Source organism: Streptococcus infantis (assembly GCF_047464155.1).
In the GTDB taxonomy this organism is placed as follows: domain Bacteria; phylum Bacillota; class Bacilli; order Lactobacillales; family Streptococcaceae; genus Streptococcus; species Streptococcus infantis_U.
Map to the genome: position 1 here is coordinate 472,456 of NZ_JASHCL010000001.1, position 25,082 is coordinate 497,537.

Consider the following 25,082-nt stretch of genomic DNA (forward strand, 5'->3'; position numbering starts at 1 on the left):
ATTACCTCCATATCAAATACAAAGTTACTAGTGTAGTCACTATCCCTAGGAACCAAACTGTTTTAAAGTACCATTTTCTGGTCTTGTGGTGAAAAGTAATTCCTGCCAACCAGGCACCAAAACCGCCACAAAAGAATGCAAATGATAATAAATATTTTTCTGGGATTCGCCAAGCACCTCTTTTAGCTTTGGATTTGTCAATGCCATAGATGACAAAAATCAAAAGGTTCCAAATTAAGAGAGCAAAAGTAATTCCTTCGTTTAGTTTCATAGTCTTGCAATGATGGCTTCTGTCATTTCTCTAGTCGAAGCCTGTCCTCCTAAATCTCTCGTTAAAATTCCTGCAGCTAGACTTGACTCAACAGCACGCTCGATACGCTCCGCATCCTCATAACGTCCAAAACTATCACGCAACATCATCGCAACTGATAAAATCATGGAAATGGGATTGGCAATGCCTTGACCTGCTATATCAGGTGCTGAACCATGAATCGGTTCATAAAGGCTCGGTCCATTTTCAGAGTGACTAGCCGATGGCATAACTCCAAGTGTACCAGATAGAACGCTTGATTCATCAGATAAGATATCTCCGAAAAGATTCTCTGTCACGATAACATCAAACTTGGCTGGATTTGTAATCATGAGCATGGCAGCTGAGTCAACCAGCTGATGCTCCAAGGTTACATCCGGAAAATCTTTTGCGACTTCATCAGCCACTTTCCTCCAGAGTTTTGAAGTTGCTAACACATTTTGCTTATCAATACTAGTAACAATTTTATTTCGACCTTTTGCAATTTCAAAAGCCTTACGTATAATCCGTTCTACTTCCTCATAGCTATAATCGTTGATATCACGTGCCGATTTCTCTTCAAGGATATGTTCACCAAAGTAAATCCCACCTGTCAACTCACGCACTACAACAAAGTCAACACCAGCAATTCGTTCGGGCTTAAGAGGTGATAAATGCTTGAGACTATCAAAGATTTTAACCGGACGAATATTAGCATAGAGATTGAGTTCCTTACGAAGAGCCAGCAAGCCTTGTTCAGGTCGAACTGCGGCATTATCATACTGGGGACTACCGATAGCTGCTAGGAGAATAGCGTCTGCTTCTCTACATGCCTTGAGTGTTTCATCTGGTAAGGGATATCCTGTAGCATCAATACCAGCACCTCCAAAAGGGCGTCTGTCTATCTCAAAGTCAAATCCTGTTTTTTCAGCTATCGATGCAAGAACTTCTAAACCAGCTTCCATGATTTCTGGTCCAATCCCATCCCCTGCTAGGGCAACTATTTTCTTTGTCATGGTATTCTCCTTTAAAGACTAGGCATATCGCGGTAGGAAACATTTGGACCGATCTCGCCAGTATTCTCTTTTTGAACAAAGGTATTGGCATTGATATAGGCAATAGCTGATGCTTTTAGCACATCAAAATCAAGACCTGCTGCGTTAAAGATTGTTTCAGTATCTCTGTTTTCAACAGTAACTAAGACACGTGCCTGAGCATCAATCCCGTCTGTTACTGCATCAATGGCGTAGGATACCAAGCGAACAGATTGATTAAAGAATTTGTCGATAGCGTTAAAGATGGCCTCAACCGAACCTTGTCCTGTTGCATTAAATTCAACCTTTTCACCATCCAAATTAGCCAAGCTAACAGTCGCTTCAATATCATTTTCCGCATGAGTTTGGAGTTGTAGATCATCAAAGTGGAAGCCCTCTGGATTTTCAACCATGGTGCCAGCTACCAGAGCTCGAATATCAGCATCTGTGATTTCTTGCTTCTTATCTGCTAAGGCCTTGAACTTAGCAAAAAGTGGTTTGATGTCCTCGTCTGTAAAATCTAGGGCCAAATCTCTTAGTTTCTCAACAAAAGCATGGCGACCAGACAATTTCCCAAGCGGAAGACTGTTGCTCTTGACACCCACCAGTTCAGGTGTGATAATTTCATAGGTAAGAGGGTTTTTAAGAACACCATCTTGGTGAATACCTGATTCGTGAGAGAAGGCATTTCCTCCTACAACTGCCTTATTTTTTGGAACTGGAATTCCTGAGAAGCGAGAGACCATTTCGGACGTATTAATCGTTTCGTTTAGAACAATACTTGTCTCTGCTTGATAATAATCTTGGCGAATATTGAGGGCCACCGCTATTTCTTCTAAAGCAGCATTCCCAGCTCGTTCTCCAATGCCGTTAATGGTTCCTTCAACACGTCCTGCACCATTCTTAACAGCAGCAAGGCTATTTGCAACCGCCATCCCAAGGTCATCGTGACAATGAGGGGAATAGATTATCTTACGGTCCGTTTTTACATTGTCAATCAGATATTTAAAGATACTTCCATATTCCTCAGGTGTAGTAAAACCAACAGTATCAGGAATATTGATATAGGTCGCACCTGCATCAACTGCTGTCTGAGCGACTTGTAGGAGAAAATCAAGCTCAGTTCTTGTCGCATCCTCTGGAGAGAATTCTACTACTTCAAACTTACTCCTTGCATAGGAAACATGCTCTTTAATAGCTTCCAATATCTCCTCTTTACTCTTATTCAACTTAAATTCACGATGAATAGGACTCGTTGCAATAAAGACATGGATTTGTGGATACTTGGCATCCTTCAGTGCCTCATAACAAGCGTCAATATCAGATTTAACAGAACGAGCTAAGCCTGTCACTGCTGTTGTTTTCATGGCTTTGGCAATCTCTTGAACAGCTGTGAATGAATCTGGACTAGCTGCTGGAAAACCAGCTTCGATTGCTGAAATGCCCCATTTCTCCAGCTGTTTTGCTATAGCAACCTTTTCCTTTATTGAAAAATTGACACCTGGTGTCTGCTCACCATCTCGGAGACTGGTATCTAAAAACTCAACTACACGCATGAGAATTCTCCCTTCACATTTTCGATATAGAAAAAACATCTCGCTCGGAATACCAAGCGAGATGTTGATTTACTCCCGCTTGGTAAGCCAAACAGGACTAATGCTTCTGCACTAGCCCGAGTACCTCAACAACAAAGCAAATTGATTAAACTTAGCTGTTTTCATGTTTGACTTTCTCCTTTGTTTGATGTCTTGTTTAGTATTCTAGCATAGGGAAAACTGCTTGTCAAGAAAAAATCCAATATTTTCTGAAAATTTCTTCAATAGAGAATATTTTGCGAATTGAAAGTATTTGAAAACTCAAATTTGTTCCTTCATTTCTTAGAGGTTAAAAACCAGCTTCTTTCAAATAGTTCAAGAACCTGTTCATCCGATAAAGTATCATCAAGTGGCAGACTTATCCAATAGCGTTTATTCATATGAAAGGCAGGGTAAATGCCTTTTTGTAGTAATAAGTCAGCTACTTGGTCATGCTTAAGATTAACGACTTCTACTTGCCCTCCTTGTGCCTTATCTAGTTTCTCCCAGGAAATCTTCATTAGAACCGCATACCACTTCTGATTATCTTCATGACGTAAAACTGCCGTATCAGGTGATTTTTCCCATAAGTATTCTAATTGGTTTTCATACTTTTCTTGAACAAGTGTCATGATTCTCTTTGTTTGTGGACAGATATAATCCTGCACCTCAAAACAGGTCTTTCGAATGTCATAAAGAACTTCTAAACAAGCCTCTCGAACACTTCCGACAAAAGTACCTCTCATACTTTTCATGTGAACTTGAGGATATAGATCACCAGTTTCTTGGTCATAAACTTGAAAACTTAAGTCCCCATCCTCAACTGCAACCATCATGAGAAAATCTCCCTGCAAGATAGTCGAACTATAAGTCCATACACCTTGATTTTCTATAAATCCATACTCTTTAGACTTTTTACTATTAAATCGATAGGCTTTAAAAATTTCAAACATAAGCGAAAACTGCTACCAAAAGCTAGCAGTTCCTTTCTATTTTTTAAAAGACAACCTTAGTTCCATGTAATTGTGTCACGCCCAGTTGGTCAATAAAGATTTGACGGTTGTCCATGTCAATCCCTCCACCAGGTAAAATTTCAATCTTTCCTGCAGCGTGTTCTAAAATTTTGTGATAGTGAGCAAAGCGTTTCTCTAACGAGTCGCCAGATACACCAGCACGAGTCAGGATGCGTGTCACTCCAGCTTGGCTTAGCCAATCAATGGCTTCCAACTGATCTTGGTCGCTCAATTCATCAAAAGCCATATGGAAAACAATTTCCATACCTTTAGATGCAGCAATCAATTTTTCAAGATTGGCCTTGTCCAACTTCTTATCAGCAGTCAATGCACCAAAGACAACGCCTTGGCTTCCTGCCTGAGCAGTTAGACGAATATCCTCGAGCATAATAGCAATCTCGAGGTCATTGTAGACAAAATCACCACCACGTGGTCGAATCATAGTCATAATGGTCGTATCGTAGTCGGCAGCCAGTTCCACAGCTGCCTTGGTCACTCCGTAGCTTGGAGTTGTTCCACCAACTGCTAGATTGTCACAGAGCTCGATACGGCGAGCTCCTGCCTGCATAGCTTTTTCAAGCAAGGTTACATTTTCAGCACAAAATTCGTAAATCATTTGATTCTCCTTGACGATTTATTTGATATTATTATATCATATTGTTTTAAGTAACCCCTACTTTTTATCAAGGAAAATCATTACTTTTTTAGCTATTCCTTATCTGGAATCACCTTAAAGAGATAATAGGTTATAAATATTGTTAAACATCCTAAAGCAATTTTTACTGGCAGAAGCGGAGCGAAATAAATCGAAATTCCCATTAAGATATAAATCGAAACAATGATTTTTTTCTTGCGTTCACGCGCAATGGACTTGGTTTCTCTAAAGTCCGCAACATAGGTTTGATAAAGCTTGGTATGATAGAGCCAATCTTCAAAACGTTTAGAAGATTTTGAAAAACAAGCTATTGACAACAAGAGAAAGGGTGTTGTCGGTAATAGTGGCAAGGCAACTCCAACGATAGCCAATGCTAATGAAATAAAGCCAATGCTAAGATAAATAATGCGCATATCTACTCCTAAGTAAGAATAATCTTCTTCTAGTTAAGCATAAAAAGATAAAATCTGTCAAGTTTAAATTAAAAAGAGCTGAAATTATCATTTCAGCCCTAATTATTTTTATTTAATCTTTTCTTCTTCGTAGTCACCATTGCTACATACAATTTGTTTCCCACCACCACGGATTTTTTTCTCCATGAGGAAGTGACCACATTTAGGACAATCACGTCCAACAGGTTTATCCCAAGAGGTAAATTCACATTCTGGATAACGATTGCATCCATAGAAAATACGATTACGTTTGGTTTTGCGTTCGATGATTTGCCCTTGATGACAATTTGGACATGTAACACCAACTTCTTTTACAATGGCTTGTGTGTGTCGGCAATCAGGGAAATTGCTACATGCGTAAAACTTACCGAAGCGTCCAATCTTAATCACCATAGGACTGCCACAAACTTCACAGTCAAATCCAGCTGGCTCATCCTTTATTTGAATTTTTTCCATCTCTGCTTCAGCTTTTGCAACCTCTTTAGAGAATGGTTTGTAAAATTCATCAATAACCCGTTGCCACTCTTCTTTTCCGACCTCAACATCGTCCAGTTTACCTTCCATTTCAGCGGTAAATTTCACATTTACAATGTCTGGGAAGTATTCAACAATCAGCTTGTTAACAACTTGACCTAGATCAGTTGGTTCAAAGCGTTTAGATGCAAGTCTTACATAGTAACGTTTTTGGATTGTTTCAATGGTTGGAGCATAGGTAGATGGACGTCCAACTCCGTTTTCTTCCAAGGTTTTAATCAGTGTTGCTTCTGAATATCGTGCAGGCGGTTGTGTGAAATGTTGTTCAGGTTTGCTATTGACCTGTTTGACCACATCTCCTACTTCCATATCTGGTAGCATCTTATTCTTATCAGAATCGTTGTAAATGGCTAAATAACCATCAAACTTAACCTGACTACCATTTGCTGCAAATTGAACACCATTTTGCGAAAGTTTAACAGCCATGGTATCAAAGATAGCACCCGTCATTTGACTCGCTACAAAACGGTTCCAGATAAGGGTATAAAGTTTAAGCTGGTCTTTATCCAAATACTTAGCAATTTTTTCAGGAGTATTAAAGACACTTGAAGGACGAATAGCTTCGTGGGCGTCTTGAGCGCCAGAGGCATTTTTCACCTTGCTACCATGTTTAGAATACTTACTACCAAAACGTTCATTGATGTAGCTAGCAGCTTCATTCTGAGCAACTGGACTGATACGAGTAGAATCCGTACGCATATAGGTAATCAAACCTTGGACACCTGTACCAATATTGATTCCTTCATAGAGTTGCTGAGCAACCATCATAGTCTTGCGAGTACGGAAATTTATCTTGTTAGCAGCATCCATCTGCATAGAAGACGTTGTATATGGAAGAGGAGCATTGCGCTTTCTTTCCTTTTTATCTACTTGATCAACAGTAAAGTCTTTACTGCTAAGGTGAGATAAAACTTCTTTGACTTCTTCATTGGTAGTCAACTTCATCTTCTTGCCATTCATTCCATAAAAAGAAGCTTGGAATTGCTTGGTACCTTTTTTAAAGACACCATCAATCGTCCAATATTCTTCAGGTTGGAAGGCATTGATTTCATTTTCACGATCAATGATTAATTTAAGCGCAACAGACTGAACACGTCCTGCCGATAAGCCTTTTTTAACTTTTTTCCAAAGAATTGGTGAAATTGAATACCCTACTAAACGGTCCAAAACACGACGGGCCTGTTGGGCATCGACCAAATCCATATTGATTTTACGAGGTTCTTTAAAGGCATTTTTTACCGCATCCTTGGTAATCTCGTTGAAAACAACACGGTTAGTATCATTCTCGTCAAGATTTAAAATATGCGCTAAATGCCAAGAAATAGCTTCTCCTTCACGGTCCGGGTCACTTGCAAGAAAGACTTTATTGGCTTTCTTTGCTTCTTTTTTCAAATCATTGATAAGAGGACCTTTACCTCGAATATTGATATATTGCGGCTCGTAATTATTTTCAACGTCAACTGACATACTGGACTTTTTCAAATCACGGATATGTCCGACACTGGCTAAAACCTTATAATTACGTCCTAGATATTTTTCAATCGTTTTAGCCTTTGCAGGCGACTCTACGATTACAAGATTTTTTTTACTTGTTGATTTTTTCTTTTTGGTTGCCGTTACCACAGTATCACACCTTCTCAAAGTAATTAAACTTTATAAAGTGTAAACCATTTTTAAAAACCTGTCAAGACTTAACACCCATATAATAGAAGAAAAGTTTGCTAAATGAAATGATTCTATTTCTAAAACTCAAACTCAGCGAGAATATCCTGCCCACATGTTGCTAGTTTTGCTCCTTCTTGGATCAAATGATGACAGCCGTCTGAGCGTCCATCTAAAATGGAACCTGGAATCGCAAAGACATCTCTACCTTCCTCCATCGCACGCTCACAAGTGATTAAGCTACCAGATCTCATTTTAGCTTCTGCAACGATAACTCCTCGACACAATCCTGCAATAATGCGATTTCTGGCAGGAAAGTGAAATTTCAAGGGTTCTTCCCCTGGTCCGTACTCACTTAGTATTAAATGATTGTCTCCAATATATTCTTGAAGACGTTTATTGGAGCGGGGATAATGGACGTCTAAACCAGTTCCGATCACTGCAATCGTTTTGCCACCAGTTTGAAGAACTGACATATGGGCTGCTGTGTCAATTCCTCTAGCAAGTCCGCTCACCACAACTAATTCATTCTCCAGTTCTTCGATGACTTTCCGGACTGATTTGGTTCCGGTTTGACTACAAGAGCGACTACCTACAACTGCTATCTTTGGTAATTTTAAGAGATTTAAATCTCCTTTATAAAAAAGCAATACAGGTGCATCGTAAATTTCACTGAGTGCAATTGGATAAACATCATCCAAAATCGAAAATGATGGGAACTTTTCAAAATCTTTCTTTAAACGTTCCATACTTTCAAAAGTCAGCTTATGATACCGCTCCATAAAAACTACTGGGTTACGACACTCCGAGGCTTCAGCGATTGTCTCTAAACTCAATTCCTGATCATAAATTTCTCCGTATTGAAGTACTTTCAGAACCTGCTGATTACTTAATCCTGCTTGCTTTAGCTTATAAATTTCAAAATTATCAATCTTAATTTTCATGATCGACTCCTTTTTCTCTCTCTATTTAACTATTCGTAGAAAAAGAAAAAAACTCCCAACAATTTTACTTGTTAGGAAGTTTCTATTTATCTTAGTTATATTAGTAATCAGGTCGAAGAACTCCAGTGACAGTCGCTTTAGTTGCTTCGTAGTCTCCGTCAATAACAACCTTGATAATGCGTTTAGCATCCTCTTCAGGCGCAGGAACCAATGGGAGGCGAGTTGGACCAGCTTCAAATCCCATATAGTTGAGTACTGCCTTAACAGGTGCAGGACTTGGGTATGAGAAGAGAGCATTAACCTTGGGAATAAATTTACGTTGAATAGATGCCGCTTTCTTCATATCACTCTCTTCAATCGCAGTGAACATTTCATGCATTTCATCACCATTCGTATGAGAAGCAACAGAAATTACACCGTCAGCACCAAGATTCATAGCATGGAAAGCATCTCCATCTTCACCAGTGTATACCAAAAAGTCTTCAGGCTTATGCTCAATCAAGTAGGCCATATTGGCAAGACTAGTACATTCTTTGACACCGATAATATTTGGATGGTCAGCCAAACGAAGTAAAGTATCTGGAGTCATTTCGACAACTACACGACCTGGGATGTTATAGATAATAATTGGCAAATCTGATGCGTCTGCAATGGCTTTAAAGTGTTGGTACATACCTTCTTGAGATGGTTTATTGTAGTAAGGTACAATCGCTAGACCGGCTGCAAAACCACCAAACTCCGCTACTTCTTTAACGAACTCGATCGAGTCGCGAGTATCGTTAGTACCAACACCCGCAATTAAAGGAACACGGCCGTTAACAACCTTTTGTACAGCCGCGAACAACTGCAACTCTTCATCGTGGGTTAGGGTTGGACTCTCAGCAGTCGTACCTGCTAAGAGAATTCCATCTGTATGATGTGCCAATAAGTGTTCAATCAACTTTGGAATAGCGTCGAAATTTATTGAACCATCTTCATGAAAAGGAGTAATAAAAGCAGTGATAATTTTACAATCTTTTAAATCTTGATAAGACATAGGAAAACCTTTCTCTATATAAGAAAGAGGCTGGGGCATACTTGCCTTTGCCTCCCGTTCTGTTCGTAAAATAAGTAGATTCGCTAGCTAGCGAGGAAGAAAACAACTCTTCGAGTTACTGATTTCTGTTTTGCTCCCTATTTCAATTCAAACTTCAACTCAGCTGTTGGGCGAACTAGACCACGTTCATGAAGGGTTTCTGCAATTTGAACCGAGTTCCAAGCAGCACCCTTGAGAAGGTTATCGGAAACAACCCACATATGGATCCCTTTTTCAGCATCCAAGTCTTTACGGATACGTCCGACAAATGTATCACGTGAACCGACAGCATTGACTGCTTGAGGATAGATTTGGTGAGCCACATCGTCTTCAAGAACTGCACCTGGAAAGGCAGCAATCGCAGCCTTGACTTCATCGATTGGAGCCACTTCTTTTGTTTCAATGTAAACAGACTCAGAGTGAGCTGACAAGACAGGAATACGCACGCAAGTTGCTGAAACGGCAATGCTATCGTCTTCCATGATTTTCTTAGTTTCGTTTGTCATCTTCATTTCTTCATAAGTGTAGTCATTATCAGTGAAGACGTCGATTTGAGGAAGAGCATTAAAAGCAATTGGATAATGTTTCTTGTCTCCACCTGATGGCAAGATTTCCGCATGCAAATCACGTGGATTCACACCGTCATTTAAGACTTCACGAAGCTCACGTTGAGTTTCAAGAATAGCTCCCATACCAGCACCTGAAACTGCTTGATAAGTTGATACGATGATACGGTCCAAGCCCCATTTTTGACGAACCGGCTCTAGAGCAACCATCATTTGAATAGTTGAACAATTAGGACAGGCGATGATCCCGTTATGAGCATCAAGAGCATGGGCATTGACCTCAGGTACTACCAATGGTACATCAGGATTTTGACGGAAGTAAGAAGTGTTATCTACAACTACTGCCCCTGCTTTAACAGCATAAGGTGCGTATTTTGCAGAAGTTGAACCTCCAGCTGAGAAGAGAGCAATATCAACTCCTTCAAAAGCTTCTTCTGTTGTTTCTTCAATAGTCACATCTTGGCCCTTGAATTGCAAGACCTTTCCTGCAGAACGTGCAGATGCAAGGTAACGAATCCTATCGATTGGAAGAGTTGATTCTTCCAACATTTTGATCATTTGAGCACCAACGGCACCTGTAGCACCAACAACAGCAACTGTGTATCCCATAACAAACCTCTTTTTGAATTTTCTAAAAATTTCTATAATAGAAACATTATACTACTTTTTGGAGAAATTGAAAAGTCTTTACCTAATCTATTTTCTGAAATTGACAAGAAAAGGCGGTGGGACAGAAATCGATAGACAAAGTCTCGATTTCGTAGTCCCAGCCCCGCGAGGATGATTAGGAGCTTTTTGGAGTCTAAAAGACGAACAAAAAGTTCAATCAGCTACCGCGTCAAAGTTTGATTGCTAATAAAAAATGAGGTCGGGCTCTTTTGTCCCAACCTCTTCTACTATTCATAAAATTGTTTATATGGTTTATTAAATGATTGCAATATTTCTGGGGAAGCTTCTAAATAGTTTTTAACTTCTTTCAAATTTGCTTTAACAATAATCCGTTCTGTAGCATTAGCATCTTCACATGTTACTAAAGTCAACTCGTCAACTCCATCTCGGTCTTCAATAACATCGATGCGATCTGGAGTAACCCTATTAACTTCTACTATTTCATATTTATAAACCTTTTCTTTATCAGTTAGATAAATGAACATTCCATTAGTAGCTCGTGCTAAGGGTGAAAATAGCTTCTGATCTGCATCTTTACCAGTGAAAATACGGTGACTTGCTAACGAATAATTTCCCTGTCCCATAACCTGATTAGCTTTCATCGTTCCAGCGCCATAGAAAAGGTTAACATTATCCAGCCCCTTAAAAATAGGCAAGTTCATTTCAAGTTCTGGGATAGAAATACCACCAATTACTGGAAGTTGCTGGGAACTCCATTGAGCAGAAAGTACTGCCTCTGAAGATAAGGATTTTACAGAGTCAAAATCAAAATTTCCAGTAGCAGTTTTATTTCCCTCAATTTCCTCTTTTGAAATCTGGCTTACTTGATATTTATTGGTATTCCAAATCATAATTACATCACGTATCTTCGAGTTAAAAATCAATGCTAGAGACAAAAGGATTAGAAAGCCAGCTAAAATATTAATCAGCAGATTCTTACGTTTATTTTTTTTACTCTTAGTTCTTTTTTGAGACATTATTCTTCACTTTCTGTTTCGTTTTCTGCCCCAACTTCTTCTTTCTCAGCTGCCGCAACTGTTGTAAAGGTTACAATCTTAGCGTTCTCATCTAGACGCATAACCTTAACTCCCATAGTTGAACGTCCAGTCTGAGAAATATTGGCAACATTTGTACGAATCATGACACCGGTATCTGTGATAACCATCAAATCTTCGTCGCCTTTTACTGTTAAAAGACCAGCAAGATGACCATTCTTATCTGTAATATTAGCAGTCTTCATACCTTTACCAGCACGACCTTTAGTTGGATATTCAGTGGCAACTGTACGCTTACCGTATCCTTTTTCAGTAATGATAAGAACTTCATCTTGATCGGTAATCACTCTAGCACCAACTACAGCATCACCTTCACGAAGATTTACTCCTTTAACACCTGTAGCACTACGACTCATGCTACGAACGGATGATTGATTAAAACGAACTGCATATCCCAATTTAGTACCAATGATGATATCAGTATCTTCTTGAGTCAGAAGAACATTAATCAATTCGTCCTCATCTTTCAAATTCAAGGCTTTTAGACCATTTTGACGAATGTTAGCAAATTCTTTTACGCTAGTTCTCTTAACAATACCTGCTCGAGTCGTAAAGAAGATGTATGCATCATCACTTCGTTCTGATTCGACGTTAATAATGGTTTGGATACTTTCTCCCTCATCCAGTTTCAAGAGGTTCACTACAGGTAATCCCTTGGCTGTACGACCATATTCTGGGATTTCATAACCTTTCAAACGATAGACACGACCTTTGTTGGTAAAGAAGAGCAAGTGATCATGGGTGCTGGTAGAAACCAACTCACGGACAAAGTCATCATCCTTGACTCCTGTTCCCTGTACGCCACGTCCACCACGTTTTTGGGCAGTAAACTCGTCTTGGTCCAAACGTTTAATGTAGCCTTTATTTGATAAAGTGATGAGAACATCAGACTCTTCAATCAAGTCTTCATCTTCAAGTGTCAAGACTTCACCAACCATCAACTCAGTACGGCGTTTATCTCCAAACTTCCGTTTGACTTCATCCAATTCTTCTTTGATGATTTGTGCTACGCGTTCTGGTTTTGCAAGAATATCAGTTAAATCAGCAATCAAAGCAATCAATTCGTCATACTCTGACTGAATCTTATCACGTTCCAAACCTGTCAAACGACGGAGACGCATGTCTAGGATTGCTTGACTTTGACGTTCAGAAAGCTTGAACTTGCTCATCAATTCTGCTTGAGCCTCTTCATCAGTTTCACTGGCACGGATAATACGAATAACTTCGTCGATGTGGTCTAGTGCAATCAGCAAACCTTCCAAGATATGTGCGCGTGCTTCGGCTTTCTCTTTATCAAATTGAGTACGACGAGTCACAACTTCTTTTTGGTGCTCAATGTATGCATCCAAGATTTGGCGAAGCGATAAAATCTTTGGAACACCATTTTGGATAGCAAGCATGTTAAAACCAAAGCTAGTCTGCATCTGAGTCATCTTGAATAAGTTGTTCAAAATAACATTAGCTGATGCGTCGCGTCTAACTTCAATAACAAAGCGAACACCTTCACGGTTAGATTCATCACGAACAGCAGTAATTCCATCGATACGTTTCTCTTGAACCAGACGCACAATATGTTCATGTACTTTGGTTTTGTTGACCATATATGGGAATTCAGTAACAACGATACGTTCGCGACCTGTTTTAGTTTCTTCAATTTCCGTACGAGAACGTAGAACAATAGATCCTTTACCAGTCTCGTAAGCCTTATGAATACCTGATTTCCCCATAACTAGGGCACCAGTTGGGAAGTCTGGACCAGGCAAAACTTCCATCAAATCTTTAGTTGTAACTTCAGGATTATCCATGACGAGTTTAACAGCATCAATGGTTTCACCCAAATTATGAGGTGGAATATTGGTCGCCATACCAACGGCAATACCTGTGGCACCATTGACCAAAAGATTTGGAAAACGAGCTGGTAAAACAACAGGTTCTCGTTCATTGGCATCATAGTTATCAACAAAGTCAACGGTATTTTTATTGATATCGCGAAGCATTTCAAGAGCAATCTTACTCATACGTGCTTCAGTATAACGTTGCGCGGCAGCGCCATCACCGTCCATAGAACCAAAGTTACCGTGCCCATCTACAAGCATGTAGCGGTAGCTCCACCATTGAGCCATACGAACCATAGCTTCATAGATAGATGAATCCCCGTGTGGGTGGTATTTACCCATGACATCCCCGGTAATACGAGCAGATTTCTTATGAGGTTTATCTGGAGTAACTCCTAATTCATTCATCCCGTATAAAATACGACGATGAACTGGCTTCAGTCCATCCCGAACATCAGGAAGAGCACGCGATACGATTACACTCATGGCGTAGTCGATAAAGCTAGTCTTCATCTCCTTTGTCAGATTGACATTCACTAGATTTTTATCTTGCATTAAAAAATGCCTCATTTCACTATTAGTAACTAGATATATTATACCATAGTTTGGACTATTTTACAGTCTAACAACACGTGTAAAACGTTTACATATTTATCCCGAAGGTATATCCGTGACAAAGCTTAGCAAAAGTGATAGAATGAAATCAAATGGGGAATCCCCCTGAATAAAACAAAGGAGATGTTTAGATAAATGACAGTTACTAAACAACACAAAAAAGTTATCCTCGTTGGTGACGGTGCCGTAGGTTCTTCTTACGCTTTCGCTCTTGTTAACCAAGGTATTGCTCAAGAACTTGGTATCATTGAAATTCCTCAATTGTTTGAAAAAGCAGTTGGTGATGCTGAAGACCTTAGCCACGCGCTTGCTTTTACTTCGCCTAAGAAAATTTATGCTGCTAAGTATGAAGACTGTGCGGATGCGGACCTTGTAGTTATCACTGCTGGTGCTCCACAAAAACCAGGTGAAACTCGTCTTGACCTTGTTGGTAAAAACCTTGCTATCAACAAATCAATCGTTGAACAAGTTGTTGCGTCTGGTTTTGACGGTATCTTCCTTGTTGCTGCTAACCCAGTTGACATTTTGACTTACTCAACTTGGAAATTCTCAGGATTCCCTAAAGAACGTGTTATCGGTTCAGGTACTTCACTTGACTCAGCTCGTTTCCGTCAAGCACTTGCTGAAACTATCGGCGTTGATGCTCGTTCAGTTCACGCCTACATCATGGGTGAGCACGGTGACTCAGAATTTGCCGTTTGGTCACACGCTAACGTTGCCGGTGTTAAATTGGAGCAATGGTTGCAAGCTAACCGCGACTTAAATGAAGCTGACCTTGTTGAACTCTTCATCTCAGTTCGTGACGCTGCTTACTCAATCATCAATAAAAAAGGTGCTACATACTACGGTATCGCAGTTGCTCTTGCTCGTATCACAAAAGCTATCCTTGATGATGAAAATGCCGTACTTCCACTTTCAGTCTTCCAAGAAGGACAATACGGAGTTGAAAACGTCTTTATCGGTCAACCAGCTATCGTTGGTGCACACGGTATCGTTCGCCCCGTTAACATCCCATTGAACGACGCTGAAACACAAAAAATGCAAGCTTCTGCTCGTGAATTGCAAGAAATTATTGACGAAGCATGGAAAAACCCTGAATTCCAAGCTGCTTCTAAAAACTAATTAAATTAGATTTTTAAAAAAATGTCTAGACAGTTAAGTCTAGACATTTTTTATTTCGTTAATCCATCTGAGCAAAAGCTGCTTCAGCATCTGCGTTACTAATTGCCCCTAATTGAATCTTAGCAATTTTACCATTTGAATCAATTAGGTATTCAGTTGGGATGCTTCGAATCTGATAGGCTTGGAAGGTTGTTCCCTTAGTGTCATATAAGACAGGTATATCCTTATAGCCCTGCTCCTCAAACCATTTTGGAAATTGGTCTATGGTTTTTTCGCCTTGAAGACCTGGTGCAATCACAGATAATATTTCGAAATCACGATCTTCTTTTGCAGCTAGTTCCATTAGTTCAGGCATACTCTTTTTACAAGGTCCGCACCAAGAAGCCCAAAATTTAAGATAAACTTTTTTACCTTTATAATCAGATAATTTGACTTCTTTTCCATCCATAGATTGTAGCGTAAAATCCGGTGCTTCGGCTCCTACAGCCACCTGTTTAACAGTTGCTTGCCGTTGTGTTTGACTCGTTTGAGTTTGCTGACTTGATTCCTTCCCTTGCTTACCACAAGCAATCAAAAGAAAGATAGATAAGAAACTAAGTCCAAAATAGATTATTTTTTTCATAAATAACTCCTTTTATCCTAATATTCCAGATAAGACATTTAACTGTCCCAACATCAATAAAATTCCCATGAGAATAATCAGTAAACCACCAATTCTTTTCAGTAAGAGCAGATGAGATTTAATTCTACTAAAATAAGGCATGATCAGACCTGATGCCAAGGCCAATACTAAAAATGGGAGCGCCATTCCGAGAGTATAGATAAAGGTCAATAAAGCCCCCTGAAGAGCTCCATTTCCTCCCGAGGCAGCCAGTGCTAAAACAGAACTTAAAACTGGACCAATACATGGAGTCCAACCAAAGCTAAAGCTGATACCAAGTAAAAAGGCCGACAGATATTTACTAGACTGTTTTTGATTAAATGTTACTGTTTTTTGGAACTCTAATTTACGTATATGAAGGATTTCCATCTGATGCAACCCCAATATGATAATAATGACTCCCATGACATAACGGAACCAATCAGCATAAAGTAAGTTACCTAGAAATCCTGCTCCAAACCCTAGAATAAAGAAAATCAAAGAGATACCTGCAATAAAACAGAGTGTCCGAATTAATCCTGACCAGGCAACCTCTTTGCCTAAAAAACGAAATGTCTTTGACTCCTCTTGATCATCTAATAGAACACCTGCATATACTGGTAGCAGGGGAAAGATACAAGGAGAAAAGAATGATAAAACCCCAGCTAAAAACACAGAGATAAAAAATATAATACTTTCCAATTAAGAACCTTCTTTCATATAGTCATCTTTTATTTTACTATAAAAGAAAACGTTTGTAAGATATCTGCTACGCAAATTTAATTTCAACTTTAACGAATTAAAAAAGGAGCTCAGCTCCCTTTTTTGTTTAATAAGTTCCTTCTTCACCTTGACTTGTCAAGATTACAGGTCCATCCTTGGTAATAACAAACTGGTGTTCATACTGACATGATAGACCACCGTCGATAGTTTTGTGGGCCCAGCCTGTTTTCATGTCTGTATCGATTTCCCAATCACCTGTATTAATCATAGGTTCAATAGTCAAGACCATTCCTTCACGAAGGCGAAGACCACGACCTGCGACACCGTAGTTTGGAACCATTGGCTCTTCGTGCATGGTTGGGCCAACACCGTGGCCTACAAGATCACGAACAACACCGTATCCACGACTTTCGGCATATTCCTGAATCGCTGCACCGATATCACCGATACGATTTCCTACAACTGCCTGCTCGATACCCTTATACATAGCTTCCTTAGTCACGTCCATCAAGTTTTTAACTTCTTCTGATGGTTTACCAACTGCATATGCCCAACAAGAATCAGCTAATCCACCCGTAAAGTTTTGAGTATATTTTTTCATCTGCTCAACCTTGTTAAAATTGAGTTTAGAAACATTGAGGTCAGACTTAGCGATTGGCCCACCAAGGACCATATCAACCTTGAGCAAATCGCCTTCCTTCAAAATATAGTGGCGTGGAAAAGCATGAGCTACCTCGTCATTGAGTGAGCAGCAGGTTGAATATGGATAATCCATGATGGCTCCATCCACACCGATTTGTAGAGGAAGGTAATTTTCCTCTTTACAACGTCGGCGAACATACTCTTCTACTTCCCACATATCTACACCTGGCTTGATGATATCACGCAAGCCAATATGAATACTCGCAAGGAAATCTCCAGCCTTATCCATTGCTTCAATTTCTCTTGCTGATTTTAATGTAATCATGTTTTCTCCTAGATTCTAATTAATTTTTACAGTAACATTTGCTTTTGATACAATTTGATGATTGAGATAAATGTCATAATCAATAATAGCCGACCGTCTCGTATGGTGAATAATTCTAGCTTGAATTCGTAGAACATCATCAATCTGAACAGCCTGTAAGAAGTAAATCAACATCTGTTCAATGATCAGGTTACGCCCACTATTAACGACCAAGTCCTGAGTCATATGGGTTAAGATTTCTGCAAGGACACCATTTGCAAGGACACCATTTTTCTCAAGCATAAACGGTTCAACTGTAATGACAACCTCATCATGATGATAAGATAATTTCTGGCCAATCTGCTCTGAAAATGTTGGGAGTGCTGAAACCTGAGAACGACTCATTTTTTCCATGACATCCCGTCTAGTAATGACACCTAGCAAGGTTTGATTGCTCCTCACAACGGGTACCATTTCAAAATCTTCTGCAATCATTCTCTGGCTCACGTTAGCAATATTTGTTGCTAAGCCTGTCATATAGACTGTTCTTGTCATAACCTTATCAATGGTTGTACCTGGTGATTTATCTCCAGCATCTCGCATGGTTACAACGCCCACAACAACCTTATGCTGATTGATAACAGGGAAACGACTATATCTATTTTTTCGAACCAAGTCTAAATAATCCTTTACAGTATCTGTTTCCTGTAAAAAACCATATTCATGACTAGTACGATAAATCTTTTCAACTGTTAAAATATCGGTTTTGATTTGAACATTTGACAAAGCTCGGTTAATCATGGTTGCAATGGTAAATGTATCATGTTTACTACGTAATACTGGAATATTTTTCTTATCAGCAGCATTCAAAACATCTTTATGAACTTCAAATCCACCGGTTACCAGGACTGCATTTTCATTTTCAAGTGCCAATAATTGAATCCGTGTTCTGTCACCGACAATAAGTAGACCGCCATCATGAAGATAAGAAAGAATATTCTTTTCTGTCATGGCTCCAATGGAGAATTTACTGAATTCTCTATCTAAACCAGCTTGACCAGCTAAAACTTCCGAACCAGTGACCTCTGCGATTTCTGCAAAGGTCAATCTTTCAATAGCAACTTTTTTTGACTTTACTCGAACAGTCCCACTTCTAGGACGTGTTTCAACTAAACCTCTATTTTCAGCCTCTTTGATAGCACGATAAGCCGTACCATCACTAACTCCCAAGCGATTGGAAATACTCCGAACGCTAACCCGTTTTCCGACTGGTAATTCTTCTAAATAAGCTAAAATCTCTTGGTGTTTACTCATTTAGCTCTCCTTTTGTATAGCGAAATTCTAGATAATCCCGCATCTTACGAGTATAGCGGTCACTACCTTTAAAACGACGAGATAGAACAAAGCCTGATTTTTGCGCAACTTTTTGACTGGCGCTATTTTCCAGATGCGTTACAATAAATAGTTGCTTTAAGTCAAATTCTGTCATGGATAAATCCCGCAATTTGCTAACAGCTTCCGTCATATATCCCTGAGACCAATAGTCTTTTCTTAAAAAATAGCCAATTTCTGCTTCTTTACGGATTTCATCCAGCTTTTCAAACTTGATGGCTCCAATCATCTTCTGTGCTTTCTTATCACAAATCGCCCAAATTCCCAAAGGTGATTTCATAAAGTAGTTAGCAAGAGCATATTGACTTTCTTCAATACTAGCTTGCGTAGGAAAAATAAATTGAAGATTTTCAGGATCTGATGCTAACTGATGAAAGTCATCTACATCTGTAAAAAAGAATGGACGGAAATACAAACGTTCCGTCTCATAGAAAGAATACATTGCTAATTTTGTCCAGATATTCATTCTTATCCTCAAATTGCTAATCTTCGATCAGCTCAATATCTGCTCCAAGCTTACGTAATTTCTCAATGATATTTGAGTATCCTCGTAAAATAAACTCAACACTGGTAATCTCTGTTCTACCTTCAGCCATTAGACCAGCAATAACCAAAGCTGCACCTGCACGTAAGTCTGTAGCTCTTACGCTTGCACCATGTAGAGGATTCCCACCTTTATAGATAATGTGATCATTCGTGGTACTAATATCTGCATTCATTTTAGCTAATTCGAAGACGTGGTTGACACGTTTTTCATAAATGGTATCAATCAGTGTTCCTCGTCCTTCAGCTTTCAACAAAAGAGGGGTAATCGGTTGTTGAAGGTCTGTAGCAAATCCTGGATATGGAGCAGTCTTGATATTAACAGCTTTTAGATTTTTTTGCTCTTCCACAAATATACTATCTTCAGAAACCGTCATGTGAACTCCCATCTCTTCAAGCTTAGCAATAAAGCCTTCAAGATGCTCGTAAAGTACATTATTGATACGAATCCCTTTACCTACCGCAGCCGCCAAAGAAATATAAGTACCAGCTTCGATACGGTCTGGAATAACTTGATGGCGCGTGCCATGTAGGGACTCAACACCATCAATAGTAATCATATCCGTACCTGCACCACGAATATGAGCTCCCATATTATTTAACAAAGTAGCTACATCAATAATTTCAGGCTCCCTAGCAGCATTTTCAATGACTGTACGTCCTTTAGCTTTTACTGCTGCAAGCATCGTATTAATAGTTGCTCCGACACTGACAGTATCCATATAAATACTTGCGCCTTGTAACTTTGAACCATTAGTTGAGAGATTCATATTATCTCCCTCGTATGTTGTCTTTGCTCCCATAGCTTCAAAGGCTTTTAAGTGCAAATCAATCGGACGAGGACCCAAGTCACATCCACCAGGTAAACCAACTGTTGCTTCACCGAAACGACCAAGAAGACTACCGTAGAAATAATAGGATGCTCGAAGACTATTGATCTTACCATATGGCATTGGTTTATTCTGAACACCACGAGGATCAATTTCTAAAACGTCATCATAGCGCTTAACACTAGCACCCATAATTTCCATAATATCAACCAAACTAGCGACATCAGAGATATCTGGAACACAATCCAAAATAACTACATCATCTGACAAAATAATAGCTGGAATCAGAGCTACTACACTATTTTTTGCTCCGCTAATGGTAATCTCACCCTTTAATGGGCGTCCACCGTTAATGACAATTTTTTTCATTAGTTACTATATACTCTTTCACTATTTATTCATAAGGTCTTACCCTATATTATACCATATTTCTTTCTTATTATCTATCAGTATAAATGAAATATATTGCTAATCTCTCAAGTAATTTCTACTAGTTTTAGGTTAAATTTTATCAGTTCGTCTATCACTGCTTTTTATTTATAAAAAAAGCTTCCCGAAAACTCGGAAAGCCTTTTTTAACGCTTATTTAGCGATTGGGTAAACAGAAACTTGTTTTTTATCGCGACCTTTACGTTCAAAGCGTACTACGCCTTCAACTTTAGCGAACAAAGTATCGTCTCCACCACGACCAACGTTTACACCTGGATAGATGTGTGTACCACGTTGACGGTAAAGGATTGATCCACCTGTTACAGTTTGTCCGTCAGCTGCTTTAGCTCCAAGACGTTTAGCTTGTGAATCGCGTCCGTTTGATGTAGAACCTCCACCTTTTTTGTGGGCGAAAAGTTGCAAGTTGCTAAGAGTCATTTTTAACATAATGTTTTCCTCCGTGTTAGTTTTCTGTGATAACTCTGGTTTGGACGAACTCAGAAGAGTTCTCCGATAAGTTTGCCATACCTAAGAAAAATGATTCGAAGAATAACTGCGTCATTTCTCTCTGGTGTGAAGGAAGATCAGTTGGAATTTCAACCATCAGATAACCACCTTCATCTTCGTTTAATTCTAAGATTGGTTCGTAGCCTGCAAATTTCTCAATGGAATTGATAAAGTTTATGGCAAGCGTAGAAACCGATGCACACACGACATCTAGGCCGTATTCGCCACTCTCGGCGTGTCCAGTAATCTCCGCACTCCTCAGCTCGCCATCTTCGGCTCTCTCAAAGACTGCTTGTATCATGTGTTCTCCTTAAAATTAAGCGTTGATTGCGTTGATGACAACTTTTGTATATGGTTGACGGTGACCTTGTTTACGATGGCTACCTTTTTTAGGTTTGTACTTGTAAGTAACAACTTTCTTTTGTTTTCCTTGTTTTTCAACAGTTCCAACAACAGTAGCTCCAGAAACAAGTGGAGTTCCAACAACAGTGTTTTCACCACCAACAAGAACAACTTCGTTAAAAGTAACTTCTTGACCAGCTTCAACGTTCAATTTTTCAACGTAGATAGCTTGACCAACTTCAACTTTAACTTGTTTTCCGCCAGTTTTGATAATTGCGTATGTGCTCATCATGCACCTCCTATGATTTTTATGGGTTTCCCCGTATTTTTGTGAAGACTCGCCTAGCATCGTGGGACGAACCACTTATACTTGAAAATTAAGCAACGATGTTCGTGCGGTTGCACAGGCATGTGCATAGTCAACTCTAAAAGTATAACATGTTTCTAATTTTTTGACAAGTATTTTCACTCGAAATTCCGTGTTTTAGTAGACTTTTTTCGCCAAGCAGATAAAGCTATACGTAGATAAAAAATACTCATCATGATAGGGACACCTAAAATCGTTTTTTCGTTGAAAACGATGGTTAAGTAAGCTGAAAATACTACTCCTAGAATGAAACTAATAAGTAAACTCACAAAAATCAATCCCTCCATTAGAAACGCTGTATGCTTGGTTCGGACATATTCACCAAACGCTAACATAGTACGTTTGATGTTTCCCGTCATAAAGGCATTGTTATAGGCAATACCTGAAACCTCACCAAAAGCTGTTGTAACGAGACCCATGCAAAAAGCCAGAGGAGGAACAATAAAAATGTTATCAACACTCAATGGAATAAAACCGATGATCACTGATAAAATAGCTAATGGAACAAGTGATAGAATTGGTTTTTTAACAATACGAAGTTTTTCCTTGTAAATCGTCAGCATAAAAACGCCTAACATGAAGGATAAAAGTGTCAGTATCTTTAGTTCAGCATCAGCTAGATTTCTCTGAACGATTCCGACTGATAAAAAGATCAAATTCCCTGTTTGCCCAGCGACCAAGGTATTCCCTCTTACAATAAAGGTATAGGCTTCTACATAACCTGCACAAAAAGTCAAAAAAAGCGCCAATCTTTTTGAATGACGAGAAATTTTTCTCATTGGTAGTAATCTCATACTAAACTCCTAAATATACTGTTACTATTATACCATTTTTTCTAGAAATTTCGAAGGTTCAAAGCAAAAGAATTATCTCTCTTAAGCTAGTTGACTCTTTCTATGATATAATGAAATCAATCATTACTGACAGATAAAGGAGTTTCCATGCTAAAACTAGGTATAATCGGAACTGGCGCAATCAGCCATCATTTTGTCGATGCAGCCCATACTTGTGGAAAATTTCAACTGGTTGCAGTCTATTCAAGAAAAATTGAAACTGCAGAAAAATTTGCTTCTCACTATCAAGATGTAACATTATTTGACCAGTTAGAAGATTTTTTCAAACACCCCTTTGATGTCGTCTATATCGCTAGTCCAAATTCCTTACATTTTAGTCAGGCTAAAATTTCCTTAGTTGCTGGGAAACATGTCATCCTTGAAAAACCAGCTGTTACCAAACCACAGGAATGGCAGGATTTAGTTCAAACAGCCAAGGAGCATCAATGTTTTATCTTTGAAGCTGCACGTAACTATCATGAGAGTGCTTTTGAACTTGTCAAAGACTTTCTTGCAGACAAACATGTTTTAGGAGCAGACTTTAACTACGCTAAATATTCATCTAAGATGCCTGAACTCCTTGCTGGCAATACTCCTAACGTTTTCTCAGACCGTTTTGCTGGCGGCGCTCTCATGGATTTAGGAATTTACCCACTCTATGCTGCCATTCGTTTATTTGGAAAGCCAAATCGTGCAACTTATCAAGCTCAGCAACTAGACAACAGTATTGATCTAAACGGAGACGGTATCCTCTCCTATCCTGACTATCAAGTACATATCAAAGCAGGAAAGAATATCACTTCTAACCTTCCTTGCGAGATTTATACGACTGACGGCACCTTGACGCTCAATACAATCGAGCATGTCCAATCAGCTATTTTTACAGACCATCAAGGAAATAAAGTTCAACTTCCTATCCAGCAGGCTCCTCACACCATGACTGAGGAAGTTGCTGCTTTCGCAAACATGATTAAACAACCAGACCAGGCACTTTACCAATCTTGGATTGATGATGCGACACACGTCCACAACCTACTTTACACTATGCGCCAGGATGCTGGCATTAGATTTGAGGCAGAAAAATGAAAACCAAACTACCTACCGAATGGCAAGAACTCCTTGACCAACTGGGGTTCCAAGAATTAACCCCCATTCAAACTCAACTTTTTGAACCTATAACAGAAGGGGAAAATCTACTTGGAGTCAGTCCCACTGGTACAGGGAAGACTTTAGCCTATCTCCTACCTAGTCTTCTCAAACTGCAAAAGAAAAAAGCCCAACAATTATTGATTTTAGCACCTAATACCGAGCTTGCTGGACAAATTTTTGACGTCACTAAAACCTGGGGTGAGGCTATCGGATTAACAGCTCAGCTAGTTCTATCCGGTTCGAGCCAGAAACGCCAAATTGAGCGTCTGAAAAAGGGACCGGAAATCTTGATTGGAACACCTGGGCGTATTTTTGAACTCATCAAATTGAAAAAAATCAAGATGATGAATGTAGAAACCATCATTCTGGATGAATTCGACCAGCTTCTAGATGATTCTCAGATTCATTTTGTTGAGAAAATTACCCACTACGCTCCTCGTGACCATCAACTTATTTACATGAGTGCCACTACCAAGTTTGACCAAGATAAGATTGCAGCTAACACGCGCATCATTGATCTATCAGACCAAAAGTTAGACAACATCCAACACTTCTACATGCAAGTAGACCAACGTCACAGAGTAGATATGCTTCGAAAACTGGCACAGGTTGAAGATTTCCGTGGTCTTGTCTTCTTTAATAGCTTGTCAGACCTTGGAAGCGCTGAAGAAAAATTGCAATATCGCGATGTTTTAGCAGTTTCACTTGCGAGCGATGTCAACGTTAAATTTAGAAAAGTTATCTTAGAAAAGTTCAAAGATAATCAACTGACACTCCTTCTTGCGACAGACCTTCTAGCTCGTGGTATCGACATTGATAGCCTTGAATGCGTAGTTAACTTTGATGTCCCAAGAGATATTGAAACCTATACTCACCGAGCTGGACGTACCGGCCGTATGGGTAAAGATGGCTATGTCATCACCCTTGTAACCCATCCAGAAGACCTCAAAAAACTGAAGAAATTTGCAAGTGTACGTGAAATCGTCCTAAAAAATCAAGAACTCTATATCAAATAAGGTTGGCTTTCGCCAACCTTATTTATGATAAATCTTTTTGACTTTTCTTATGTGATAGCGGACGGTAGCGATTTTCTTCGAAATTCCATACCTAAACTTTGAGCCTAATGTCTCAAAGTTTCCGAACGCCTTAATAACTTTTCTGGCGTTTTTATCACTGCGAAAAGTCTGTGAAATTACTCGCTTCGCTCACTAAATATAAGAGTAATTTCCATAATAATTTCAAGACAAAGCCTATAGAATAAAAAAGGAGATTTCTAAATATTATTTA

25 protein-coding genes and 1 other annotated feature are annotated in these 25,082 nt (G+C 39.2%); of the genes, 3 read left to right on the forward strand and 22 right to left on the reverse strand.

The window, feature by feature from the left end; all coding sequences use genetic code 11:
* Position 1 precedes the first annotated feature (1 nt).
* From QM810_RS02255 to gyrA, 12 genes are all read right to left on the reverse strand, one after another.
* Positions 2-271, reverse strand: a complete 270-nt coding sequence (locus tag QM810_RS02255; protein ID WP_414253716.1) for a DUF1294 domain-containing protein — start codon at positions 269-271, stop codon at positions 2-4.
* Entirely contained in the window at positions 268-1,305 is a 1,038-nt protein-coding gene (leuB, locus tag QM810_RS02260) for a 3-isopropylmalate dehydrogenase (RefSeq protein WP_414253717.1), read from the reverse strand. Before leuB ends, QM810_RS02255 begins: the two co-directional genes overlap by 4 nt.
* Positions 1,306-1,316: 11 nt before the next feature.
* Positions 1,317-2,879: a 2-isopropylmalate synthase gene (locus QM810_RS02265; protein ID WP_414253718.1), complete on the reverse strand. Its 1,563-nt coding sequence runs from the start codon at positions 2,877-2,879 to the stop codon at positions 1,317-1,319.
* Positions 2,880-3,193: 314 nt separating this feature from the next.
* On the reverse strand, positions 3,194-3,850 hold the full coding sequence (locus tag QM810_RS02270) for an MmcQ/YjbR family DNA-binding protein (RefSeq protein ID WP_414253719.1): 657 nt from the start codon (positions 3,848-3,850) through the stop codon (positions 3,194-3,196).
* Positions 3,851-3,893: 43 nt separating this feature from the next.
* A complete protein-coding gene (locus QM810_RS02275) occupies positions 3,894-4,526 on the reverse strand; it encodes a copper homeostasis protein CutC (RefSeq protein WP_178894938.1) in 633 nt (210 codons plus the stop codon).
* Between the two features lie 92 nt (positions 4,527-4,618).
* Entirely contained in the window at positions 4,619-4,978 is a 360-nt protein-coding gene (locus tag QM810_RS02280; RefSeq protein WP_045614983.1) for a YbaN family protein, read from the reverse strand.
* A gap of 108 nt (positions 4,979-5,086) precedes the next feature.
* A complete protein-coding gene (gene topA, locus QM810_RS02285; protein ID WP_414253720.1) occupies positions 5,087-7,174 on the reverse strand; it encodes a type I DNA topoisomerase in 2,088 nt (695 codons plus the stop codon).
* Positions 7,175-7,293: 119 nt separating this feature from the next.
* The gene (gene dprA, locus QM810_RS02290) at positions 7,294-8,151 is read right to left on the reverse strand and encodes a DNA-processing protein DprA (protein ID WP_368407196.1); all 858 of its coding nucleotides are present in this window, start codon (positions 8,149-8,151) and stop codon (positions 7,294-7,296) included.
* Between the two features lie 106 nt (positions 8,152-8,257).
* Positions 8,258-9,193 carry a 4-hydroxy-tetrahydrodipicolinate synthase gene (dapA, locus tag QM810_RS02295; protein WP_414253721.1) on the reverse strand — a complete coding sequence of 312 codons (936 nt, stop codon included), beginning with the start codon at positions 9,191-9,193 and terminating at the stop codon, positions 8,258-8,260.
* Between the two features lie 137 nt (positions 9,194-9,330).
* Positions 9,331-10,407 (reverse strand): aspartate-semialdehyde dehydrogenase, encoded by a 1,077-nt coding sequence (locus QM810_RS02300; protein ID WP_414253722.1) that lies wholly within the window; start codon positions 10,405-10,407, stop codon positions 9,331-9,333.
* A gap of 287 nt (positions 10,408-10,694) precedes the next feature.
* Positions 10,695-11,444 carry a class A sortase gene (locus QM810_RS02305; RefSeq protein ID WP_414253723.1) on the reverse strand — a complete coding sequence of 250 codons (750 nt, stop codon included), beginning with the start codon at positions 11,442-11,444 and terminating at the stop codon, positions 10,695-10,697.
* On the reverse strand, positions 11,444-13,912 hold the full coding sequence (gene gyrA, locus QM810_RS02310; RefSeq protein WP_414253724.1) for a DNA gyrase subunit A: 2,469 nt from the start codon (positions 13,910-13,912) through the stop codon (positions 11,444-11,446). The genes QM810_RS02305 and gyrA overlap by 1 nt, the downstream gene beginning before the upstream one ends.
* Positions 13,913-14,107: 195 nt before the next feature.
* On the opposite strand from gyrA, the gene QM810_RS02315 reads away from it, so the two are divergent.
* Entirely contained in the window at positions 14,108-15,094 is a 987-nt protein-coding gene (locus QM810_RS02315; RefSeq protein ID WP_045614994.1) for an L-lactate dehydrogenase, read from the forward strand.
* Positions 15,095-15,152: 58 nt separating this feature from the next.
* Here QM810_RS02315 and sdbB read toward each other — a convergent pair whose 3' ends face one another.
* From sdbB to QM810_RS02365, 10 genes are all read right to left on the reverse strand, one after another.
* Positions 15,153-15,716 (reverse strand): thiol-disulfide oxidoreductase-associated lipoprotein SdbB, encoded by a 564-nt coding sequence (sdbB, locus tag QM810_RS02320; protein WP_414253725.1) that lies wholly within the window; start codon positions 15,714-15,716, stop codon positions 15,153-15,155.
* A 12-nt stretch (positions 15,717-15,728) separates the two neighbouring features.
* Positions 15,729-16,436, reverse strand: a complete 708-nt coding sequence (gene ccdA2, locus QM810_RS02325) for a thiol-disulfide oxidoreductase-associated membrane protein CcdA2 (protein ID WP_414253726.1) — start codon at positions 16,434-16,436, stop codon at positions 15,729-15,731.
* Between the two features lie 127 nt (positions 16,437-16,563).
* Entirely contained in the window at positions 16,564-17,424 is an 861-nt protein-coding gene (locus QM810_RS02330; RefSeq protein WP_414253727.1) for a methionyl aminopeptidase, read from the reverse strand.
* A gap of 15 nt (positions 17,425-17,439) precedes the next feature.
* Positions 17,440-18,717, reverse strand: coding sequence for a CBS-HotDog domain-containing transcription factor SpxR (spxR, locus tag QM810_RS02335; protein WP_414253728.1), 1,278 nt, complete (start codon positions 18,715-18,717; stop codon positions 17,440-17,442).
* A complete protein-coding gene (locus QM810_RS02340) occupies positions 18,710-19,261 on the reverse strand; it encodes a GNAT family N-acetyltransferase (protein ID WP_414253729.1) in 552 nt (183 codons plus the stop codon). The genes spxR and QM810_RS02340 overlap by 8 nt, the downstream gene beginning before the upstream one ends.
* A gap of 16 nt (positions 19,262-19,277) precedes the next feature.
* Positions 19,278-20,537 (reverse strand): UDP-N-acetylglucosamine 1-carboxyvinyltransferase, encoded by a 1,260-nt coding sequence (locus QM810_RS02345; protein WP_178894926.1) that lies wholly within the window; start codon positions 20,535-20,537, stop codon positions 19,278-19,280.
* A 213-nt stretch (positions 20,538-20,750) separates the two neighbouring features.
* Complete coding sequence (gene rpmA / locus QM810_RS02350) at positions 20,751-21,044, reverse strand: 50S ribosomal protein L27 (protein WP_006149998.1); 294 nt, start codon at positions 21,042-21,044, stop codon at positions 20,751-20,753.
* 16 nt (positions 21,045-21,060) lie between these two features.
* Positions 21,061-21,405 carry a ribosomal-processing cysteine protease Prp gene (locus QM810_RS02355; protein ID WP_006149980.1) on the reverse strand — a complete coding sequence of 115 codons (345 nt, stop codon included), beginning with the start codon at positions 21,403-21,405 and terminating at the stop codon, positions 21,061-21,063.
* A 15-nt stretch (positions 21,406-21,420) separates the two neighbouring features.
* Positions 21,421-21,735 (reverse strand): 50S ribosomal protein L21, encoded by a 315-nt coding sequence (gene rplU / locus QM810_RS02360; RefSeq protein ID WP_003002830.1) that lies wholly within the window; start codon positions 21,733-21,735, stop codon positions 21,421-21,423.
* Between the two features lie 35 nt (positions 21,736-21,770).
* Positions 21,771-21,857 (reverse strand) — a sequence feature (ribosomal protein L21 leader region).
* Between the two features lie 54 nt (positions 21,858-21,911).
* On the reverse strand, positions 21,912-22,607 hold the full coding sequence (locus QM810_RS02365; protein WP_414253730.1) for a YoaK family protein: 696 nt from the start codon (positions 22,605-22,607) through the stop codon (positions 21,912-21,914).
* A gap of 147 nt (positions 22,608-22,754) precedes the next feature.
* Between QM810_RS02365 and QM810_RS02370 the strand changes: the two genes are divergently transcribed.
* Both QM810_RS02370 and QM810_RS02375 read left to right on the forward strand, forming a co-directional pair.
* Complete coding sequence (locus QM810_RS02370; protein WP_414253731.1) at positions 22,755-23,732, forward strand: Gfo/Idh/MocA family protein; 978 nt, start codon at positions 22,755-22,757, stop codon at positions 23,730-23,732.
* A complete protein-coding gene (locus QM810_RS02375) occupies positions 23,729-24,811 on the forward strand; it encodes a DEAD/DEAH box helicase (RefSeq protein WP_414253732.1) in 1,083 nt (360 codons plus the stop codon). The genes QM810_RS02370 and QM810_RS02375 overlap by 4 nt, the downstream gene beginning before the upstream one ends.
* Positions 24,812-25,082 lie beyond the last annotated feature (271 nt).

Coding starts and splice junctions, on each gene's coding strand:
- QM810_RS02255 (WP_414253716.1), bottom strand. CDS start 271: ATGAAACTAAACGAAGGAATTACTTTTGCTCTCTTAATTTGGAACCTT.
- leuB (WP_414253717.1), bottom strand. CDS start 1,305: ATGACAAAGAAAATAGTTGCCCTAGCAGGGGATGGGATTGGACCAGAA.
- QM810_RS02265 (WP_414253718.1), bottom strand. CDS start 2,879: ATGCGTGTAGTTGAGTTTTTAGATACCAGTCTCCGAGATGGTGAGCAG.
- QM810_RS02270 (WP_414253719.1), bottom strand. CDS start 3,850: ATGTTTGAAATTTTTAAAGCCTATCGATTTAATAGTAAAAAGTCTAAA.
- QM810_RS02275 (WP_178894938.1), bottom strand. CDS start 4,526: ATGATTTACGAATTTTGTGCTGAAAATGTAACCTTGCTTGAAAAAGCT.
- QM810_RS02280 (WP_045614983.1), bottom strand. CDS start 4,978: ATGCGCATTATTTATCTTAGCATTGGCTTTATTTCATTAGCATTGGCT.
- dapA (WP_414253721.1), bottom strand. CDS start 9,193: ATGTCTTATCAAGATTTAAAAGATTGTAAAATTATCACTGCTTTTATT.
- QM810_RS02300 (WP_414253722.1), bottom strand. CDS start 10,407: ATGGGATACACAGTTGCTGTTGTTGGTGCTACAGGTGCCGTTGGTGCT.
- QM810_RS02305 (WP_414253723.1), bottom strand. CDS start 11,444: ATGTCTCAAAAAAGAACTAAGAGTAAAAAAAATAAACGTAAGAATCTG.
- gyrA (WP_414253724.1), bottom strand. CDS start 13,912: ATGCAAGATAAAAATCTAGTGAATGTCAATCTGACAAAGGAGATGAAG.
- QM810_RS02315 (WP_045614994.1), top strand. CDS start 14,108: ATGACAGTTACTAAACAACACAAAAAAGTTATCCTCGTTGGTGACGGT.
- sdbB (WP_414253725.1), bottom strand. CDS start 15,716: ATGAAAAAAATAATCTATTTTGGACTTAGTTTCTTATCTATCTTTCTT.
- QM810_RS02330 (WP_414253727.1), bottom strand. CDS start 17,424: ATGATTACATTAAAATCAGCAAGAGAAATTGAAGCAATGGATAAGGCT.
- spxR (WP_414253728.1), bottom strand. CDS start 18,717: ATGAGTAAACACCAAGAGATTTTAGCTTATTTAGAAGAATTACCAGTC.
- QM810_RS02340 (WP_414253729.1), bottom strand. CDS start 19,261: ATGAATATCTGGACAAAATTAGCAATGTATTCTTTCTATGAGACGGAA.
- QM810_RS02345 (WP_178894926.1), bottom strand. CDS start 20,537: ATGAAAAAAATTGTCATTAACGGTGGACGCCCATTAAAGGGTGAGATT.
- rpmA (WP_006149998.1), bottom strand. CDS start 21,044: ATGTTAAAAATGACTCTTAGCAACTTGCAACTTTTCGCCCACAAAAAA.
- QM810_RS02355 (WP_006149980.1), bottom strand. CDS start 21,405: ATGATACAAGCAGTCTTTGAGAGAGCCGAAGATGGCGAGCTGAGGAGT.
- rplU (WP_003002830.1), bottom strand. CDS start 21,735: ATGAGCACATACGCAATTATCAAAACTGGCGGAAAACAAGTTAAAGTT.
- QM810_RS02365 (WP_414253730.1), bottom strand. CDS start 22,607: ATGAGATTACTACCAATGAGAAAAATTTCTCGTCATTCAAAAAGATTG.
- QM810_RS02370 (WP_414253731.1), top strand. CDS start 22,755: ATGCTAAAACTAGGTATAATCGGAACTGGCGCAATCAGCCATCATTTT.
- QM810_RS02375 (WP_414253732.1), top strand. CDS start 23,729: ATGAAAACCAAACTACCTACCGAATGGCAAGAACTCCTTGACCAACTG.